At 57.6% G+C, this 17,221-nt stretch carries 16 protein-coding genes; 4 read left to right on the top strand and 12 right to left on the bottom strand.

Annotated features, from left to right (window positions below; genetic code table 11):
* Positions 1-8: 8 nt before the first annotated feature.
* From RA21_RS07780 to RA21_RS07740, 9 genes are all read right to left on the bottom strand, one after another.
* A complete protein-coding gene (locus RA21_RS07780) occupies positions 9-407 on the bottom strand; it encodes a hypothetical protein (RefSeq protein ID WP_019295223.1) in 399 nt (132 codons plus the stop codon).
* Positions 404-1,495 (bottom strand): flagellar type III secretion system protein FlhB, encoded by a 1,092-nt coding sequence (gene flhB, locus RA21_RS07775; RefSeq protein ID WP_019295224.1) that lies wholly within the window; start codon positions 1,493-1,495, stop codon positions 404-406. Before flhB ends, RA21_RS07780 begins: the two co-directional genes overlap by 4 nt.
* Entirely contained in the window at positions 1,492-2,271 is a 780-nt protein-coding gene (locus tag RA21_RS07770) for a flagellar biosynthetic protein FliR (protein ID WP_039147645.1), read from the bottom strand. Before RA21_RS07770 ends, flhB begins: the two co-directional genes overlap by 4 nt.
* The gene (gene flhA, locus RA21_RS07765) at positions 2,268-4,301 is read right to left on the bottom strand and encodes a flagellar biosynthesis protein FlhA (protein ID WP_446720193.1); all 2,034 of its coding nucleotides are present in this window, start codon (positions 4,299-4,301) and stop codon (positions 2,268-2,270) included. Before flhA ends, RA21_RS07770 begins: the two co-directional genes overlap by 4 nt.
* A 493-nt stretch (positions 4,302-4,794) precedes the next feature.
* Positions 4,795-7,278, bottom strand: coding sequence for a hypothetical protein (locus tag RA21_RS07760; RefSeq protein ID WP_193748055.1), 2,484 nt, complete (start codon positions 7,276-7,278; stop codon positions 4,795-4,797).
* A complete protein-coding gene (gene motA, locus RA21_RS07755) occupies positions 7,275-8,144 on the bottom strand; it encodes a flagellar motor stator protein MotA (protein WP_019295228.1) in 870 nt (289 codons plus the stop codon). The genes RA21_RS07760 and motA overlap by 4 nt, the downstream gene beginning before the upstream one ends.
* A gap of 78 nt (positions 8,145-8,222) precedes the next feature.
* Positions 8,223-8,837 carry a MotE family protein gene (locus RA21_RS07750; protein WP_019295229.1) on the bottom strand — a complete coding sequence of 205 codons (615 nt, stop codon included), beginning with the start codon at positions 8,835-8,837 and terminating at the stop codon, positions 8,223-8,225.
* Positions 8,837-9,283 carry a hypothetical protein gene (locus RA21_RS07745; RefSeq protein ID WP_019295230.1) on the bottom strand — a complete coding sequence of 149 codons (447 nt, stop codon included), beginning with the start codon at positions 9,281-9,283 and terminating at the stop codon, positions 8,837-8,839. Before RA21_RS07745 ends, RA21_RS07750 begins: the two co-directional genes overlap by 1 nt.
* Positions 9,284-9,292: 9 nt before the next feature.
* A complete protein-coding gene (locus tag RA21_RS07740; protein ID WP_039147642.1) occupies positions 9,293-9,817 on the bottom strand; it encodes a flagellar basal body-associated FliL family protein in 525 nt (174 codons plus the stop codon).
* 119 nt (positions 9,818-9,936) lie between these two features.
* Between RA21_RS07740 and fliF the strand changes: the two genes are divergently transcribed.
* The 4 genes from fliF to fliP are packed head-to-tail and all read left to right on the top strand — an operon-like array spanning position 9,937 to position 13,241.
* Positions 9,937-11,613, top strand: coding sequence for a flagellar basal-body MS-ring/collar protein FliF (gene fliF / locus RA21_RS07735; protein WP_039147640.1), 1,677 nt, complete (start codon positions 9,937-9,939; stop codon positions 11,611-11,613).
* On the top strand, positions 11,613-12,212 hold the full coding sequence (locus RA21_RS07730; RefSeq protein WP_019295233.1) for a hypothetical protein: 600 nt from the start codon (positions 11,613-11,615) through the stop codon (positions 12,210-12,212). The genes fliF and RA21_RS07730 overlap by 1 nt, the downstream gene beginning before the upstream one ends.
* Entirely contained in the window at positions 12,205-12,501 is a 297-nt protein-coding gene (locus RA21_RS07725; RefSeq protein WP_019295234.1) for a FliM/FliN family flagellar motor switch protein, read from the top strand. The genes RA21_RS07730 and RA21_RS07725 overlap by 8 nt, the downstream gene beginning before the upstream one ends.
* Complete coding sequence (gene fliP, locus RA21_RS07720) at positions 12,498-13,241, top strand: flagellar type III secretion system pore protein FliP (protein WP_019295235.1); 744 nt, start codon at positions 12,498-12,500, stop codon at positions 13,239-13,241. Before RA21_RS07725 ends, fliP begins: the two co-directional genes overlap by 4 nt.
* 404 nt (positions 13,242-13,645) lie before the next feature.
* Here the strand turns inward: fliP and RA21_RS07715 are convergent, their stop codons facing one another.
* From RA21_RS07715 to flgK, 3 genes are read right to left on the bottom strand one after another with little or no spacing between them, the layout of a single operon-like run.
* Positions 13,646-14,752 carry a flagellar basal body P-ring protein FlgI gene (locus RA21_RS07715; RefSeq protein ID WP_019295236.1) on the bottom strand — a complete coding sequence of 369 codons (1,107 nt, stop codon included), beginning with the start codon at positions 14,750-14,752 and terminating at the stop codon, positions 13,646-13,648.
* Positions 14,749-15,756: a flagellin gene (locus tag RA21_RS07710; RefSeq protein ID WP_019295237.1), complete on the bottom strand. Its 1,008-nt coding sequence runs from the start codon at positions 15,754-15,756 to the stop codon at positions 14,749-14,751. The genes RA21_RS07715 and RA21_RS07710 overlap by 4 nt, the downstream gene beginning before the upstream one ends.
* A 3-nt stretch (positions 15,757-15,759) precedes the next feature.
* Positions 15,760-17,208 (bottom strand): flagellar hook-associated protein FlgK, encoded by a 1,449-nt coding sequence (gene flgK, locus RA21_RS07705; protein ID WP_039147637.1) that lies wholly within the window; start codon positions 17,206-17,208, stop codon positions 15,760-15,762.
* Positions 17,209-17,221: the final 13 nt, after the last annotated feature.

Here is a 17,221-nt window from a genome sequence, read left to right as displayed (position 1 = left end):
CGCACGCTTCAACCTTCCAGAAGTTTGTCCATAAAGGCCTTGTTCTGCGCGGTCTTTTGGCGTTTACGCTCTGCGGCGGCCATAGTTTCAACAGCATGCTTCCGCCCGAATGCCTTGCGCAACTGATCCATCATCCGCAGTTTTTGCGCTGTAGCCTTAGCAAGATCCATGTTCAGCTGGCGCCGTGTGCGTGTATGCCAACCCTGCCAAAGAAGATCCGCACCCATAGCTTTCATAGCGTGGTCGCCATCTGCTTGTTCCCGGGTGGCCTGCACTTGTTCATTGAGCTTGGCCAGCTGGCCGCGCAGTTCTGCTTCACGCGCAAGTGCCGGCTGGATTTTGGCATGCTCCTGCATGTACTGCGCAGCAGTCACTGCCGCCATTTGGTCGAGCATCTTTTGCTTCATGTGATTTTTCCTTTGGCGCGCTTACGCATTTCCTCGGCAAAACGGATTGCCGCAGCCACTGGCGCATAGTGTTCTTCCAGGATTTCGTCGCCAATTTCGATTGTGGCATGCAACGCACGGGCGGTTGGCGGGTCGCTGTGGATCGGGACGGCATTTTCATTGGCCACGCGCCGGATTGCTGCGGCAACTTCATCAACCCCTTTGGCTATACAAACCGGCGCGGCACCCTTCTCTCTGCTCCATTTCAGGGCAACTGCGTAATGGGTTGGGTTGACGATCACCACATCCGCATTCGGCACCTCGGCCATCATCTGGCCCAACGCGATCTCCTGGCCACGCTGACGCCGCTTGCCTTTCATATGGGGATCCCCTTCGGCATCCTTCATTTCGTCCTGGATTTCCTTGCGCGACATCATGTTTTTACGGCGGTGTTCAGCATGCTGGAAGACAGCATCCACAACTCCGATCGCCAAAGAAATCACCAGTGCAAGGAACAGAAACTCCAACGCCAGTTGCGACAGCATCAGCACGACCGATTGCGGCCCGGTGCCAGACGACGAAATCATGTCAGGCAGCCGATGGCTTAAATAGACACCCAAGCATATCGAATAGAGCATCAGCTTCAGAAAGCTTTTCAGGAATTCGAACAGGCCCGACCTGCCGAATTTGTTCTTGGCATTGGAAATAATTGAGACACGCGACAGTTTCGGCTCCAGCTTACTGGGGGCAAAAACCAAGGCGCGCTGACCGACGATCGACAGAAGAACAAGAGCAAATGGCACTAGGAACCACGGCAGAATTGGCCGCAGCACGCTGCTGGCAAAGCCCCCCACTGGTGCCGCCGCGGACCCGCCATCAAAGAACAGCGGCGCCAGTCTGTCGGGCTGGTCCAGAAAAGCCATCAGAGCGGTACCGGTCCCTTCAACACTACTGCTTCCGGCCGCATAAAATGCTACGATTAGCCCAAGGTAAGCCGCGGCCACAGACAGGTCGGTGGATTTGGCAACTTCGCCCTTCTCCCGGGCCTTCCGGAGCTTCTGCTCCGTCGGCTCGAATGACTTGTCAGAGTCGTCGTCCTGGCCGCTCATGGCATTCCTGCTCCTGGATTTGCCAGAAAAGTCATCAAGGCCCGGGACCAGACATCCAGAATCATCGGACTGCCGACCATCAGGATGAACAATCCAAAGAAGGTGATGACCGGTGCGCCGACCATGGCGACCATCAGCTGCGGCATTGCCCGGTTAATCACCCCAAGCGCCAAGTTGTAGATGACCGCGGTGATGACGAACGGAGCTGCCAGCGTGAAGGCCATCGAAAAGCTCTCCGACACCCGAAACACGCCCCATTCCGTCAGTCCTGCTGCGGCAGGAAACTGGCCGGCGGGAAACATCCGGTAGGATCCGATCAGCAACTCTGCCACCCGGACATGCAGCCCCAGCATCACTGCCAGGGTCACGCCGGAGATCATTAGAACAGCCCCAAGCGCCGGCATCGGTTCAGCTCCGATTCCTCCCAAAACCTGCGATAAGGAGGTACTTTGCGCCGCCATAGCCCCAGCAGTTTGCAGCGCCAGAACAAAAATCCGAGCGCCGATGCCAAGTGCCAGGCCGATGATCGCTTCGGTTACCGCAAACCGGGCATAGCCCATGACCCCGTCCGGTTCCGGGAAGGGCGGCAATGCCGGGGCAACCACAAATGTAAAGGCAACCGCGATCGCCAGCTTCACGCGGGTGGGAACATAAAGTTCCCCCATCGCGGGCAAAACCGAAACCATAGCAGAAACCCGTAGGAAAACGATGGCAGCATGCCAGAATCCTGCCCCCAGCAGCAGTACCAGCTCTGGTGGCAGGAAGTTCATGTTCATGCCTGGACCATCCCAACCAAAGCCGGCCGCGCCTCGAGACCGATTTCCTCGAACGACAGAACTGGGTTGGTGATTCCACGCGATTTCAGAATCGTCTTCAGGTACCGGCGGCGGCGTGTAGAAGTCACAACCGCAGCAAAAATCCCCTGATCGGTGATTGAGCCCAGCTTGTCGCTCAGCCCATCGGCAAGCAGGTTGAACAAGTCAGGCGGCAAGGCGATATCCAGCCCCGCACCCTGCGCGTCCACTTGGTAAGTCGAAAACTTGTCTTCCCACTCCGGCGCCAGCTGGATCAATGGAATGGTGCCGTCCTCGCGCTTCATTTCTGCAACCAGCTGGAACCCCAGACGCTGGCGCACATGCTCGCAGATCAGTTCCGGCTGTGTGGTGTGCATCCGCGCCTCGGCAATCGATTCAAGGATCAACGGCATATTGCGGATCGAAACCCGCTCCTCGAGCAGCAGCCGCAACACCGCATGCAGTGTATCCATCGGCACCTTTTCCGGCACCAGAGCATCCAGAAGTTTGCGGTTCGCCTCTGCCCGGAAGCCATCGGACAACTGCGTCATCTCGTCGAGCAGGCGGCGCAGTGACTTGAGCGTCAACAGGCGGGAGAAGTTCTGCTTGATAATCTCCAGCAGATGAGTGGCCAGGATTTCCGGCGGGGTGACAACTGTGGCGCCGGCCAGCGCCGCCTGTTCCTGCGACTTAGAAGAGATCCAACGGGCCGGCGCGCCGTAAACCGGCTCAGTCACGTCAGTTCCGGGCGGCAGTGCTTCGTGGTTGTCTGGCATCAGTGCCAGAACCATGTCTGGATGCAGCGTGCCGCGCACCTGTTCAACACCCTGAACTTTGATCACATATGTGCCCCTTTCCAGTTCATGCTGATCCGTAAGCCGAATTTCTGGAAGGATAAGGCCAAAAGTTGTGGCGATATGGGACCGCATATTGGCGATCCGTGCGTCCAGCCCAGTGCCTGCATCCAAAACCATGCTCACAAGATCAGGCGAGAACTCCAGGTGAAGGTCGTCCAGGTCCAGAATATCACCGAGCGGCCGCGATGCCGCAGGATCAGAGGCTTCTTCGATCTTCTCCTCGATCTCAGCCTCGGCATCATTCATCTTTTTCTTGGCCATTCGGAACGCGATGAAACCCAATACGCCACCGCCTGTCACGAAAGGCAGAAACGGCAAACCGGGAACCAGTGCAAACAGAACCATCAAAACCGCAACAGTGGTCAGCGCGGCTGGGTGGCGGCCGAACTGATCGAAAAGTGCGATGTCGGTGGCGCCGGTTGTGCCGCCGCGAGCCAACAGAAGGGCAGCGGCGATGGAGATGATCACTGACGGGATCTGCGACACCAAACCGTCGCCCACGGTCAGAATGGCGTAAGTCTCAAACGCGCTGCCGACCGGCATGCCATGGACCAGAACGCCCATGATCAACCCCATCACAAGGTTCAGCAGAGTGATCAGCAGACCGGCAACTGCATCACCCTTGACGAACTTCGAGGCACCGTCCAGCGAGCCGAAGAACGTGGTTTCCTGCTGATCGCGCTCTCGGCGCTCCTTGGCAGTCTGGTGGTCGATTGCCCCCGCCGACATGTCAGCATCAATCGCCAATTGCTTACCCGGCATCCCGTCCAGAGCAAAGCGGGCGCCCACTTCGGCCATCCGCGCCGCACCCTTGGTGATCACCATGAAGTTAACGATCAGCAATACGCCAAACACCACAAGACCGAGGAAAACACTTCCGCCCATGACAAACTGTGCGAAGCCTTCGATAACGTTGCCTGCCGCATCAGTCCCCGAGTGCCCCTGGCCAATGATCAGCTTGGTTGAAGACACATTCAATGACAACCGAAGCATCAGAGAAGCCAGCAGGATCGTCGGAAACGAAGAAAAATCCAAAGGCCGCTCGATGAACAGTGTGATGGTGAAAATCAAAATTGCCAGTGCAAAGGATGCCGCCAGACCCACGTCCAGCACCCAGGCCGGCATAGGGAGGATCATCATCACAATGATCGCCATCAGCGCCAGCGCCAGGAGGACCGTTGGGCTGAAAAGTTGTTCTGTAGTCAATTTAGGCAATGGTCACGCCCCGCAATTTTGTCCTACTGGATCGGGTGAAGGCGTGGTTTCGCGTTCTGGCCGGCCGGACGGACGGCGTATCGTCAAAACCTCCCAGAAACGCTCTCAGCACAAGCACAGGAAAAATGCTGTTGGCTGACTGCGGCAATAGGCGAGCGGCAAATACAGCCCAGGCAGCCAACCAGGAGTTCTGCAGAATTGCTGTGTAGAGAGTTTGCACATGCGTGCACGCTAAGCCGGTGGCTGCGCCTGCTGCGCGCGGAATCGGCCCATGCGGGCAACTAATATTTTTGTTGTCTGGCATTCTGCCCGTTCCAAGTCAGGATTCACCCGCTTGTGACGTTACCGGCCACCAGTTGACAAAGTGTTAGCAGAATTGTCAGCGGCCGCCCCTGGGTGAGACGGCCGCCGAAATCCATCAAATCTGCTCAGATCACTGATTGTCAGTTGGTTTCTCCAGACCTGTACCGACTTGGTCCAGCAGGTCCGCAATGCCCCCGCGCGTGCCTTCGCTGCTTTCTACCAGTGCCCTAGCGTGAGCCAGCGGCGTCAAACCGACAGGATCCTGTGCAGTCTCTCCGATCTGTGTTGTGACAGATGCAACGGCCCCAAACGGCACAGCAGATTCTTCTTCGATGGTTTCAATGGCGCTCAGGTTTTCTGAATGCCAGAAACCGCGGGCAGCCGCGTCGGCTTCCTCTTCGGCCAGCAGGTACTCACCGGCTCGGCCGTATTCACCGTTCCGCCACAAGGCTTGAGCCCGCATATGATTGGCGGCCGACCCTTCCAAACCCATCAGTTCAACAAGCGCCCGATGCGGTTTTTCCAGCACCAATGCGGCCTCCGCCATCAGCAGGCGGCGGGTTTCATTTTCCGGCTCCAGAGCAAGCTTCGTAAGAAGCTCCTGTGCCTGTTGCGCAAAGCCAAGATCAAGAAGCCGGCGTGACACCTGAGCAGCCACTGGCGCAGCCTCAGCTGGTGTTGCCTGCTTAGCAAAAACCAGAGAGTACTGCAGGAATGTCACATCATCCGCACGTTCAGCCAGCAACAGCATCAACGGCTCTAGCGCCGCTGCGCGCGCATTTGGCCCGTCCCTCTCGGTCACCCCTTGCAGTTCCTGGAACGCTTCGTGGAACTGCCCCATCAATGCCAGGGAGGATACCAGAGAGCGGCGCAGTTCCGCACCAAGCTCCGTTTCGCGGTGTTCGAGCTCATAAGAGGCGATCAGGTCCGGTACATCGGGTGAAAGAGCTTTGCGCTCCTTTACGCTCAGCGCCACTAAGTCAATGAGAGCTTCCGGGGCGTTGCCTGTCCTCTCGGCCACTTCGCTGGTCAGTTCCTCAGCCATCTTCTCGCTGTCGCCTTCCAGCTCTGCAATCGCCGCTTCAGCCAGATTGATCTCCGGAACCTCTTCAACACCTGTCCGGTCAACCGCCCGCAGCACCGCTTCAGCGATGTGGTGGTTCCCAGCTTCGGCAAACATCTTGCTGAGCCGCGGCCCCAGATGCACACGAAGATGGATCGGCAGTTTGGAGAACGCTTGCTGAATGGCGTCGGTATTGGCGCTTTTCTTGACCGCGCCGTCAGCCAAGGCCCCCCACAAGGCACTGTCGCCTTCACAACCCTGCTGGCCGGAAAACACATGATTGACTGGCAACGCGATGCCATCCATCAGCTTCGCCATGGTGTTCAGTACAGACACTTCAGGACTTTCCTGCTGTTCAGGGGGCAGGATGGTCATGATCAGACGGGCCTCGGCCCCGAAGCTGAAAAACAGATAGAGCCTGGCGAGTGCATGAACGCTTGCCGGGTTTACATCATCAAATTCCTGGACCAGAGCACTGCGCAGCGGCGAGAGTTGGTCCGTAAAGGTGCTTTCATTACCCCAAGTCTGGATAGCAACATCCTGATTCTTGAGGCAGTGTGACGCCTCGTTACTGGCATCAGACAGAGCTGCGATCAGCCCGGTTTCTCGGTCAATTGCCGAAGTTACGGAAATGTGGTCAAGCGGATTGAGCGGCCGGTCAGCACCGCTGAGCGGGTCTAGCCCGGAAGACGTGACCGCAACCGAAAGCTCATCTACCGCTACTGTCAGCAGACCTTGATTGGCCGCCCGGCCAATCTGTTGCAACAAGCGTTGTTCGGATTTGCCCACAACAGCGGCGCGTTCCGACTCCTCCATGTCCAGCAGCAAGGCGGTTTCGGGGAGACCGGCAGGAACCGTTTCAGCCTCAACTACGGCATCTGATTCTGCATCTGCTTCTTCTACGGGTGCTTGACCGCCGTACAAAGGCAGTTCCACATCCATTTGCCCGGCACCGGGCGCCAGTGCAGTGGTAGAGGCCGACCCCGAAACTTCCGGAGCAGATCCATTTTGCGGCGGAGCCAATTGTACTCCGTCCTGTTTCCTGGCTACCGCCGCAGCCAGTTCCAGCGCCAGACGTGCATCCGCAGCAGCCGATTGGGTAAACCCGAACCGGTAGCCGGACTGCGGTGCCGGAGTGGTGAGCGGCAAAACACCTGCGGCAGAACGGAACTGCGGCGTTCGCGCCGGTTTGCCGCCGTCGCGGATATCTACCACCAGATAACCGTCTTTTTGAACGTATGACGTAACAGAGCAATCGCAACCCAACTGCAACCGCAGTGGTTTGCCTGGACCATTTTGCGCTAAAGATTGCAATCTTGTGCGGGGAATAAGATTGAACACTCGAGAGGTGTCAAAAACAGCCTCTGGAGCATCAATATTCACCGTGGCCGTCATGCCGCTTTGCGTCAGCGACCAGTCCGCGCCGTTCGGCAGCCGCATCACCAGGCGCGTGAACCCCTTGTGCTCGCCTGAGCGGGTTACGATTGTTTGCGCTTGGGCAGTGCCTGCCGTCAGAAGAACGGCTGCAATGGCAAATGCTCGCCAGATCATGCTGCGTCCTGTTTCACCGATTTGAGAGCTTCTTCAAGTTCCGAGAAGCCGGGCCGGAAATGCGAGGGCGTATTCTGACGGCCGACCTCAATGCAGATCGCCGCTGCGTGGTTGTGAAGATTGGCAACCAGAACCTCTCGGATCAGCTGATAAAAGTGTGAGTCTTCCTCGACCACGGCCTTCACTTTACCTGCGAAAGGGGCAACAAGGCCGTAAGACAGGAAAACCCCAAGGAACGTGCCAACCAGAGCACCGCCGATCAGCTTACCCAGCACCTCGGGCGGCTGGTCAATTGACCCCATGGTCTTGATCACACCCAAAACCGCCGCAACAATTCCAAGCGCCGGCAGGCCGTCAGCCATAGTTTGCAAGGCGTGGCTTGAGTGCAGCGCATGATGCAGATTTGCTTCCATCCGCTTTTCCAGCACCTCTTCGACCTGATGCGGATCGTCGTAGTTCATCGAGGCCGAACGCATGGTGTCGCAGATCAGGTTCACGGCCTCCTTGTCGGCCAGGATCTTGGGGTACTTGTTGAAGACTGAGGAATTCTCCGGGTCCTCGATATGCTGTTCCACTTCAACCGGATTTGCCCGGGCGATGCGGATCAGAGCAAACAGCAGGCACAGCAGGTCGCGGTAGTCATCCGGCTTCCATTTGGGGCCTTTGAACACCTTGCCGATATCCTTGAGAGTGTGTTTGACGCCGCCCATGTCATTGGCAATCAGGAACGCCCCGACCGCGGCACCGCCAATCATCATCATCTCAAACGGCAGCGACTTCAGAATGATCGCCATCTTGCCGCCGGCCAGAAGGTATCCGCCGAACACCATGGCAAAGATCACCACAATGCCTACAATCCCGATCATAGGTCCACTCCGAATTTCGTTGGTTTTTATTAGTTTAGGTGAGTCTTCCTAAGGAAAGACTAAGCCGTCGCGCCCAAGTTACTCCTTGGGCACGGAACCGTTGCGGCCGGCCAGCACCACGCTGATAGTATAGGCGGCTTCAGGGCTGAGACCGGCCATGATTCCAGCTGCGGCCTCAGGTTGCATCCGGGCCAGGAAACCAGCCGCAAAGGCCGGGTCCATTTCCTCAAACAACGCGGATGCTTCTTTAGGCTTCATTTGCTCGTAGACCGTGGTCAACCGGGTTACATCCGCCTCTGTCGCACCATCCGCAAGCGCCAAGGTGGCGCGCAGGTTTTCTTCTGCCTGCTCCAGAGCGGCCAGTTTCTTCTCGATTGCCTGATCGGCTATTTCCAGCGCTTTCATCCGGTCCTGGATTTCCGCCTCCCGGGCGGCCAAGACCTCTTCCCTCTGCTGAAACGCAGCCAGCATGGTCTGCAGTTCTGCAGAGGTAGGCATTGCATCACGATGCGGCTCACCTTTGTGCGCGGCCTCTTTCTGGCCACTTTCGTTCAGGCTCGCCACCTCTCGAGCGATAGCCGGTCCTGCTTCAAGCCCCAACCGCACAACAGCAGAGCCCATCAGCAGCAGTGCCAGCATCATCAGCGTTCCGCTGCGCCTGAAGCGTTTGGTCTTCTTTACCGCCTTCGCCATCACGCCACCCGGTTCTGGCTGCGGTTGTGACGCACAAACATCAAGCCGGAAGATTTGGGTTCTTCCTGCGTCTCGGCAGCGGGCTGCGGGTCAGCTTCATAGGCAGTTGCCATCGCCTCGTCCTCCGCTGCAGTTGCGGCCGCAGCCGGTGCAGCGCCTGTGTCTGGAATGTCATGCATGGAAGCCATCATAAGCTCCAACCGCTGGGCCACCGATTCGGCTCGGCCCGTCAGCTGCTGCAGCGCCTTGCTGGATCCGTCCGACACCTGCTGGGCCGATTGCAGCGATTTGTTCAGGTCATCAACCTGCGCAGACAGAACGGCAACCGCACCGCCCACACCTTTTTCCAGGTCATTGAACCGCTTCAGCCGGCGCGACAGCACCAGACAGTAGAATCCGGCGCCCAGCGCTCCGGCTGCAAGCAGGATATCAGCAATAATGTCCATCCTGTCCTCCTAGTTCAGTACGAAATCCATAATCAGCAGATCACGCACCCGGCCCTGGCCGGTGGCAATATTGATCCGCCGCAGCATCTGTGCCCTCAGTTTCGGCAGCGCCATCGGATCAGAAAGATCCTCAAGCTCCAGTGCTCTCAGGTAGCTGTTCAGGACATCGACAACCCGCGGGAGGACTCTTTCGACCTCAGCCTGGTGCACCAGGCCGACCTCAAGTTGCGCACGGAACCTCAAATGCCTCAAACCGCTGGCTTTGCGCAGGGTAATCACAATCGGGTCCATTTCGATAAAGGCGAGATTCGCGATATCCTCCGCCGTCTCACCAGTGTCCACGCCTTCTGGCGCCACTTCGGCCGCGTGCACCGTTTCTGGTGCCGCTTTCTGACCAAAGGGAAGAAGGCCAGACTGAACGGCAAAGAATCCGCCGCCCGCGCCCGCCAAAGCCAGCACCGCCCCAATGATGAGGGGCAATTTGCCTTTCTTGGCCGGGGCATCTGCTTCGATATCTACTGCAGCATCTGTCATGGCTATCCCTAAAACGTCGTGCAGCCTCTTCATAACCTGCGAGGAACTAACCGAATGTTAAGGCCGATCCGTCAAAACGGTTGCATGCCGGAGAGAACGCCGGTGCGACGGAGGTTAATGTGCAGCAGATCAAGAATGTCTGGGCAGAAATGGACATGCGGAAGCGTCTGATTGCCGTGGGGGCCACGGTAATCATGATTCTTAGCGTCATCGCCATGTCCCATGTGGCAAGCAAGCCAACAATGACACTGCTCTATGCCGGGCTGGAAAGCGGCTCGGCCGGAGATGTGGTGCGGTCGCTCGAGCAGCGCGGCACTCAATTTGAGGTGCGCGGCGGCTCTATCTACGTACCGTCCACGCAACGCGACGAACTTCGCATGACACTGGCCAGTGAAGGACTGCCGGCCAACGGCGGCAAAGGTTACGAACTGCTTGATTCGCTTAGCGGGTTCGGCACAACCTCTCAGATGTTCGATGCAGCATATTGGCGCGCGAAAGAAGGCGAATTGGCCCGTACCATTGTTGCCAGCCCGCATGTCAGCCAGGCTCGGGTGCATATTGCCAATACCGGATCGAACCCCTTTCAGCGCACTGTTGAACCCACGGCTTCTGTATCAATTGTGCCCATGGGGTCACCGATCACACCAGCTCAGGCCAATGCAATTCGTTTCCTGGTTTCGTCTGCCGTTACCGGCCTGGCCGTGGACAATGTGGCCGTGATCGACGCCAATGGCGCTCTGATCGGTTCGACGGACGCGACGGCAGCGGCGGGCGCCGGAACGGATGACCGCTCACAGACGATTCGCGAGCGGGTTTTGAGGCTGGTTGAAGCCCGCGTTGGCCAGGGCAATGCCGTTGTCGAGGTGAGCGTGGAAACCGTCACCGATACCGAATCGATCCGTGAAAAGCTGGTGGACCCCAAAAGCCGTGTCGCGGTCAGCACCGATGTCGAAGAACGCGCAGATTCCTCTACCAACCAGTCCGGGGAAGTCACGGTTGCTTCAAATATTCCCGATGGCGACGCCGCGTCGGGCCAGGGATCCAAAGCCAACACCAGCGCGACCCGGGAGCGAATCAACTACGAGATCTCGGAAACTGAAAAAGAAATTCTGCGCGGCCCCGGCGCGATTAAGCGCCTGACCGTTGCCGTTCTGATCAATGGCACCGCCGCCACTAACGACGCAGGGGAAACAGTATTCCAGCCGCGCCCGGAAGAAGAACTCGCAGCAATGCGGGAGCTGATTTCAGCAGCCGTCGGTTTCGATGAAAACCGGGGCGACGTAATCACCCTCAAGTCGATGGAACTGCCTGCCGTGGAACCGCAGGGTGTTGTGGCGACCTCTTCTTTCCTGGACACGCTCAACTTTGACGCCATGTCTCTGGTTCAAATCGCAGCGCTGGCCATCGTTAGCCTGATCCTAGGCCTTTTTGTTGTTCGGCCGATCCTGTCGAACCAGGGAGCATCGGCAGCAGCACTTCCTGCCCCTGGTGCGGGTCCCGATGCCCTGCCTGGCCTTCCCGGAATGGGCGGAGATGGCTTCATGACCGCGCCAGACTTGGGTGCCGGCTTGGCCTTGGATGGCGAAATTGAGAATAACGAAACCGGCCAGTTTGAGCCTCTCGGCGGACTGCCGGCAATGGGTACTGGTGACATGATGGGGGCCGTCGGCCTGCCGGCTCTGGGCGGCAGCACGGATGATCCCGTCGATCGCCTGCGCAGCCTAATCGGTGAACGGCAGGAAGAAACGGTTCAGATTCTGCGCGGATGGCTGGAAGAAAATAAGGAGCAGGCCTGATGACAATTGCACACTTGCTTGAAGATTTCGGAATGAAAACACTGGTGGAGCCAGCTGCACCTGCAATTTCCGAGGAACTCATCGAGGAACAGCGACTCGCGTCTTTCGAGAATGGCTACAGCGCTGGCTGGGATGACGCGGTGACGGCCAAGGATCAGGAGAACACGAGAATTTCTGCCGAACTGGCCAGCTCGCTGGAAGACCTCAATTTCACTTATCAAGAAGCGCAAAACCAGCTGCTCGATTCGCTGGATCCGATGTTTAAGGTGCTAACCAGCGCGGTACTGCCTGACACGATGGCGGCCTCTTTCGGGCACCACATTGTCGACCAGCTAGCAGGCATGGCCAAGGGCCAGACAGACCAGCCGATGCAGATCGTGGTGGCTCCTGGCGAGAGCGCTGCGGTGCGCAGCCTACTACCGGAAAATTTCTCGGTGCCGGTGACTGTAAAGGAGGACGGCGTGCTGTCTGCAGGCCAAGCCTATCTGAGAGTCGGAAGCGCTGAGTGCGAGATCAACTGCGATGCCCTTCTCGAATCGATCCAGGACTCGATTGAGGCCTTTACCTATCACGCAAATGAGGACAGCCACTATGGATGATGCTGCCGATCTCAACATGAAATCCGCTGACGCAAGCAACCCTTTCGTTTCAGTTCCGGTCGAAGTGGTCGTCTCGGTCGGCAAGGCCCGGCCGCTGATCCGCGACCTGGTCAGCCTCGGCGAAAATGCCATCCTGACCTTGGACAAACGCGTCGAAGACCCGGTGGATCTATATGTCGGTGACCGGTTGGTTGCCCGCGGCCAGTTGGAAGAGCTGGAAGGTGACCAAGCAGGCCAGTTGGCCGTGCGCCTGACGGAAATTGCCGATCTGCAAAGCGGTTTGGGATGACACATACTACATTTGTGCGGGCGGCTCTGGTCTCAGTGCTTCTGCTGGCCTTGCCGCACACCGCCCTGGCTCAAGAATTGAGCCTCTCGCTGGCAGACGGGCAGTCAATCTCCGCCCGCTCAATCCAGCTGATCCTTCTGATTACGGTGCTCAGTCTGGCCCCTGGCCTTCTGATCATGATCACTTGCTTCCCGTTCCTGGTGACAGTTCTGTCGATCCTTCGCCAAGGCATCGGCCTGCAGCAGGCGCCCCCCAACATGCTGATTATCAGCTTGGCTCTTTTTCTGACCTATTTCGTGATGGAGCCGGTCTTCACTGAAGCCTGGACCACCGGAATCAACCCGCTTCTGGAAGAGCGGCTGGAACCAGGTGAGGCCATTACCCGCAGTCTGGAGCCGTTCCGGGCATTCATGGCCAACCGGCTGGATCCGGATACTTTCTATGCAATTGCGGATCTCAGGCCGGAAACCCAGGGCCTTGACCCGGTACCGGAAGCGCCACTTTCGGCGCTGGTGCCGAGTTTCCTGCTGTCTGAGATCGCCCGCGCTTTTCAGATCGGTTTTCTGGTTTTTCTGCCTTTCCTCGTCATCGATCTCGTCGTTGCCGCGATCCTGATGTCGATGGGCATGATGATGGTTCCTCCTGCCATCGTCTCCCTGCCCTTCAAACTGGCGTTCTTCGTTGTCGCAGATGGCTGGAGCCTGATCGCCACGGCACTGGTGCGCAGCTATTACCCCTAAGACTTAATAAAATACGACTGGAAATGCCGGGCACCTGCAGTGCCCGGCGATTTTTACGGCCGGAGCAGCAGCACCTGCGGCTTTCTATTACGCCCGTAAACACTCTGCTTGCCAGGGACACTGCTTCCAAGCCAGTAGCCTTCGGGCAAGTTTACCACAGCAGTTCCAGCATGTTGCAGACGTGCGAACCCGGATTCGTCACTCAGTCTCCAACGTCCTTTGGGATAAACCCTGCATTGCACTCTGTCTGCGACATGCCCGAAGTCCCGGTGAGCAATACAGTTCAACTAGCCATTTCCAGCCGGTCTCCTCACCAACTACGGCTGCGTGCGACAGCAGCTGACAATAAAAACCCGGCCCTTTTTGTAAGGGGCCGGGCCAGTTTTCACCTTCAGTACTTTGGGTCAGCGAACCACGAATTCCGCATGCAGGGCTCCGGCCGCCTTCAGGCTCTTGAGAATATCGATCATGTCCCGTGGCGAAACGCCCAAGGCGTTCAATCCTGCAACAACTTCAGACAGTGAAGTAGTCTCCGGAACTTCCGCCAATTGAATGCCTTCCTCTTCCTCAATTGCCGCGCCAGTGCGCGGCACGACTACAGTCTCGCCGTCAGAGAACGGATTTGGCTGCACAACCAGCGGAGTTTCCTCGATCCGCAAGGTCAGATTCCCCTGGGCTACGGCCACACGAGAGATCCGCACATCACTGCCCATCACGATCGTGCCGGAACGCTGATCCACAACGACGCGCGCTTTGCGCTGCGGCTCGACAAGGATGTTTTCGATCCGCCCCACTGCGTGGGCAGTTGAGCGGGTATTAGTGCGGCGGATATCTACCTCAACCGTGCCGGAATCACGCATAAGTGCAACGTTACCGCCAAATTCGGCATTGATTGCCCGCTCGATCCGCCCGGCGGTCGTAAAATCCGGTTCGCGCAGTGCCAGCCTCATTGAGCTGAGCGAAGCCAAATCGAAATCAATCTCCCGCTCAACCCGGGCGCCTGAAGGAATTACACCGGCTGTCGGCACCCCTTGGGTCACACTAGCCGCATCACCTTCGGCAACTGCCCCGCCCGCCAGGATCGTGCCCTGGGAAACCGCGTAAATTTGCCCGTCAGCCGCATTCAGCGGGGTCATGATCAGGGTTCCGCCGAGCAAGCTCTTGGAATCGCCGATAGCGGATACCGTGACATCAATGGTGCTTCCGACACGGGCAAAGGGCGGCAAAGTTGCAGTCACAAACACCGCGGCAACATTTTTTGGCCGGAATTGCTCGCCAGTCACGTTGACGCCGAGGCGCTCCAGAATGTTGGACATGATTTCTTCGGTAAAGGGCGAATTGCGCAAACCGTCACCGGTACCGTCCAAACCGACAACCAAGCCATAGCCGACCAAATCGTTACCACGGACACCGTCAAATTCCACCAAGTCCTTGAGGCGTATGGTGTTTGCCTGTGCCACTGCCGGCAGCAGGAACAGGCAAGCAATAAGGAGACGCAGAATTCCGATCATGAGATATACTTCAGCAGGGAAAGTTGGGAACTGCGCGAGGTTACTGTGTAGAGCCCCTCAAGCTGTGTTTGCGCTTCCTGCAGCCGGGTATATGTCTCATACGGGTCAGCAGAAACCAGGTTGTTCTTGACGATGCTCAGGCTGGTCTTCGAAGCCTCGTTCCGGGTGTTGATCGCATCCAGCCGCCCTTCGATAAAGCCGACATCGGCCTGTACCTTGATCAGCCGGTCTTCGCTTTCAGTCAGCTCGCTGCTGGCCTCGATGACCAGATCGATTTTCACGTCCTCGCTCAGGCCGAGGCTGGGTTCGTCAGCCAGTGCCGTGATGACATAACTTTGCAGCGCGTGCTTAAGGCTGGGATCTGTGGCCTGGATACCCAGCGAGACCTGCTCTCCTTCACCCACCGTTACCGGCTGCAAAGGAGTTGCCGAACCATTGTACATCACCGCGTCAAAACCAGCCGGGTCGTCAAACCAATCCTTGACTGCCTGAATGATGTCATTGGCTGTTGTCAGCCCCGACACTTCCGTCAGCACTGCGCCCATCAGGGTTCCGGAATTGTTGAGCGGTTTGGTATCCGTTGCCGTACCAGCAAAAATGGTACGGCCACCCACAGAAGTGTTCATCAGATTGATGGCGCTGGATATCCTTTGCTTGGCCTGGCTGCCGAACTGTTCGGCGTTATACTCATCCATAGCTGGCGACAGCGTCAGGATATCATTGCGCATGGCCTGAACTTGGCTTTGCACCTTTTCAAGGCTGCCCTGGATAGTGGTGGCAAACAGCTGCACTTCGCTGTTGGTAACCATGTAGCTGTCAAGCCGGTTCAGATTGCTTTCCAGGTCCGCCAGGTAAGTGAAGTCTCCCCCCAGCCGTTCGGTCAAGTTGGAAGTTTTACCTGTGGCAAATTCCTCGGAAAGCGTTGTGACGTTTTCCTTCAGATCAGCGTTGCGGCTGCGGAGAAAGAGGTGCTGCGCCATATCGCCGTAAGAATTAATAATCATGCGTCAGATCCTCAGAAGTGTTTCCATAAGCTCATCGACAACGGAGATCACCCGTGCGTTGGCAGCGTAGTACTTTTCCACCAGCAGCAGATTCTGAAGTTCGGCGTCAGTATCAACCCCGAGTGCGAGTTCCGCCTGGCTCAACTCGTTGAAGCTGGTGGCCGCAAAAGCGGAGCCTCGGGCGGCAGTTTCGTTGTCCTGCGCAAAACGCGATAACAGATTTGCGCTCAATGTACTTGCCGTCAGATCCGACGTTCCGAGACCAACCGATGACACCGTACGGGTGGTGTTGAGCGCATCGGAATAGGCCTGCAGCAGGCTAGAGTCGCCGGGGTCGCCAGGCGCCGCCGCATAAAGCCCATCACGAAAACGCCATGTCTCCGCGCTGCCGGTCAGGGACACCAGATCATTCAATTCGATCCGGTTGGAAATACCGACGGTATTGGAAGCATCAAAGACGCCGCCGTCGTCAGTAAAGATGCCGGCATCGGTCACGCCGATTGTGCCATCCAAAGCCGGGTCCTGAAACCGTTCGATCAGGTCTCGGGCCATCGCATCCAGATCTTCCTGGGCCTCCACGGCGGTCACATCGCGGATCTCGAACTGCGCGGTCAGCGTGCCGCCACGCAGCGGCCCCTCCGGGCTGGTATCGATCAGCCTGCCATTGACCTCAAGACCGGACAGCATACCGTTGCCAAGCGTCATATGCGGCATGATATCCCGCGAAGGATTAAAGCTCAGCTCGGACGCTTTGCCATCCAAGAGCATCACCCCACCGGTAGAGTAGAGCGTCACTTGCCCGTTATCGCGCCGGACAACATTAACTGGAATGATCTTGTTCACTTGGTCGATCAGCTGGTCCCGCTGGTCGTGCATTGAGACAGCATCCATGCCACCAGCTTCCACGACCATGATGCGGGCATTCAGCTTTTCAATTTCCTTTAACGCCTGGTTCACCGTGTCAACCTGGCTGTTGATCGCACTATCAGCGTTTATCCTCAGGCCGCGCAGCCCTTCAGCCGTGCGGGAAATCGAATCCGCCAATGTCTCCGCCTTTACCGAAAGATCGTTCAGCCGAGGCTGTGAATCCGGACGCGATACGACTTCAATCAAGGAAGACTCAAACTCAGATAGCTGGGATGCAAGAGACATCTCGTCATCCACGGTACCAACCAGATCGGACATCCGTTCAAAAAAATCAGCCTGAACCTTGGCCGCGCCAAAGTCCGCTTCGGCAACCCTGCGGTTTGAAATCACTACCGGGTCGTTTAGACGCTGGACGTCACCAATCCGGACTCCGGGAACACCGGAACCGGGACTATTAAGATCCAGAACGCGGCGCGTGTACCCCGGTGTCAAGGCATTGGCGAGGTTCTCTGAAACGATCTGCGAAGAGCGGCTGGCCGCAGACAGGCCGCTCATCGCACTGTTTAGGGCGGAGTAAATAGACATTTTCAGCCTGCTT

Source organism: Leisingera sp. ANG-DT (genome assembly GCF_000813785.1).
In the GTDB taxonomy this organism is placed as follows: Bacteria; Pseudomonadota; Alphaproteobacteria; order Rhodobacterales; family Rhodobacteraceae; genus Leisingera.
The sequence above is the reverse complement of the archived record's forward strand: the minus strand, read 5'-3'. Positions and strand labels throughout refer to the sequence as shown.

What these genes read in the sequence shown, in the direction of transcription:
- RA21_RS07750 (WP_019295229.1), bottom strand. Translation starts at nt 8,837, where the DNA reads ATGGCGAAGGCGGTAAAGAAGACCAAACGCTTCAGGCGCAGCGGAACG.
- RA21_RS07730 (WP_019295233.1), top strand. Translation starts at nt 11,613, where the DNA reads ATGACAATTGCACACTTGCTTGAAGATTTCGGAATGAAAACACTGGTG.
- RA21_RS07780 (WP_019295223.1), bottom strand. Translation starts at nt 407, where the DNA reads ATGAAGCAAAAGATGCTCGACCAAATGGCGGCAGTGACTGCTGCGCAG.
- RA21_RS07770 (WP_039147645.1), bottom strand. Translation starts at nt 2,271, where the DNA reads ATGAACATGAACTTCCTGCCACCAGAGCTGGTACTGCTGCTGGGGGCA.
- RA21_RS07740 (WP_039147642.1), bottom strand. Translation starts at nt 9,817, where the DNA reads ATGACAGATGCTGCAGTAGATATCGAAGCAGATGCCCCGGCCAAGAAA.
- RA21_RS07710 (WP_019295237.1), bottom strand. Translation starts at nt 15,756, where the DNA reads ATGATTATTAATTCTTACGGCGATATGGCGCAGCACCTCTTTCTCCGC.
- flhB (WP_019295224.1), bottom strand. Translation starts at nt 1,495, where the DNA reads ATGAGCGGCCAGGACGACGACTCTGACAAGTCATTCGAGCCGACGGAG.
- RA21_RS07715 (WP_019295236.1), bottom strand. Translation starts at nt 14,752, where the DNA reads ATGATCGGAATTCTGCGTCTCCTTATTGCTTGCCTGTTCCTGCTGCCG.
- RA21_RS07745 (WP_019295230.1), bottom strand. Translation starts at nt 9,283, where the DNA reads ATGGACATTATTGCTGATATCCTGCTTGCAGCCGGAGCGCTGGGCGCC.
- fliP (WP_019295235.1), top strand. Translation starts at nt 12,498, where the DNA reads ATGACACATACTACATTTGTGCGGGCGGCTCTGGTCTCAGTGCTTCTG.
- motA (WP_019295228.1), bottom strand. Translation starts at nt 8,144, where the DNA reads ATGATCGGGATTGTAGGCATTGTGGTGATCTTTGCCATGGTGTTCGGC.
- RA21_RS07760 (WP_193748055.1), bottom strand. Translation starts at nt 7,278, where the DNA reads ATGATCTGGCGAGCATTTGCCATTGCAGCCGTTCTTCTGACGGCAGGC.
- RA21_RS07725 (WP_019295234.1), top strand. Translation starts at nt 12,205, where the DNA reads ATGGATGATGCTGCCGATCTCAACATGAAATCCGCTGACGCAAGCAAC.
- flgK (WP_039147637.1), bottom strand. Translation starts at nt 17,208, where the DNA reads ATGTCTATTTACTCCGCCCTAAACAGTGCGATGAGCGGCCTGTCTGCG.
- flhA (WP_446720193.1), bottom strand. Translation starts at nt 4,301, where the DNA reads ATGGCGATCATTGTGATGATGATCCTCCCTATGCCGGCCTGGGTGCTG.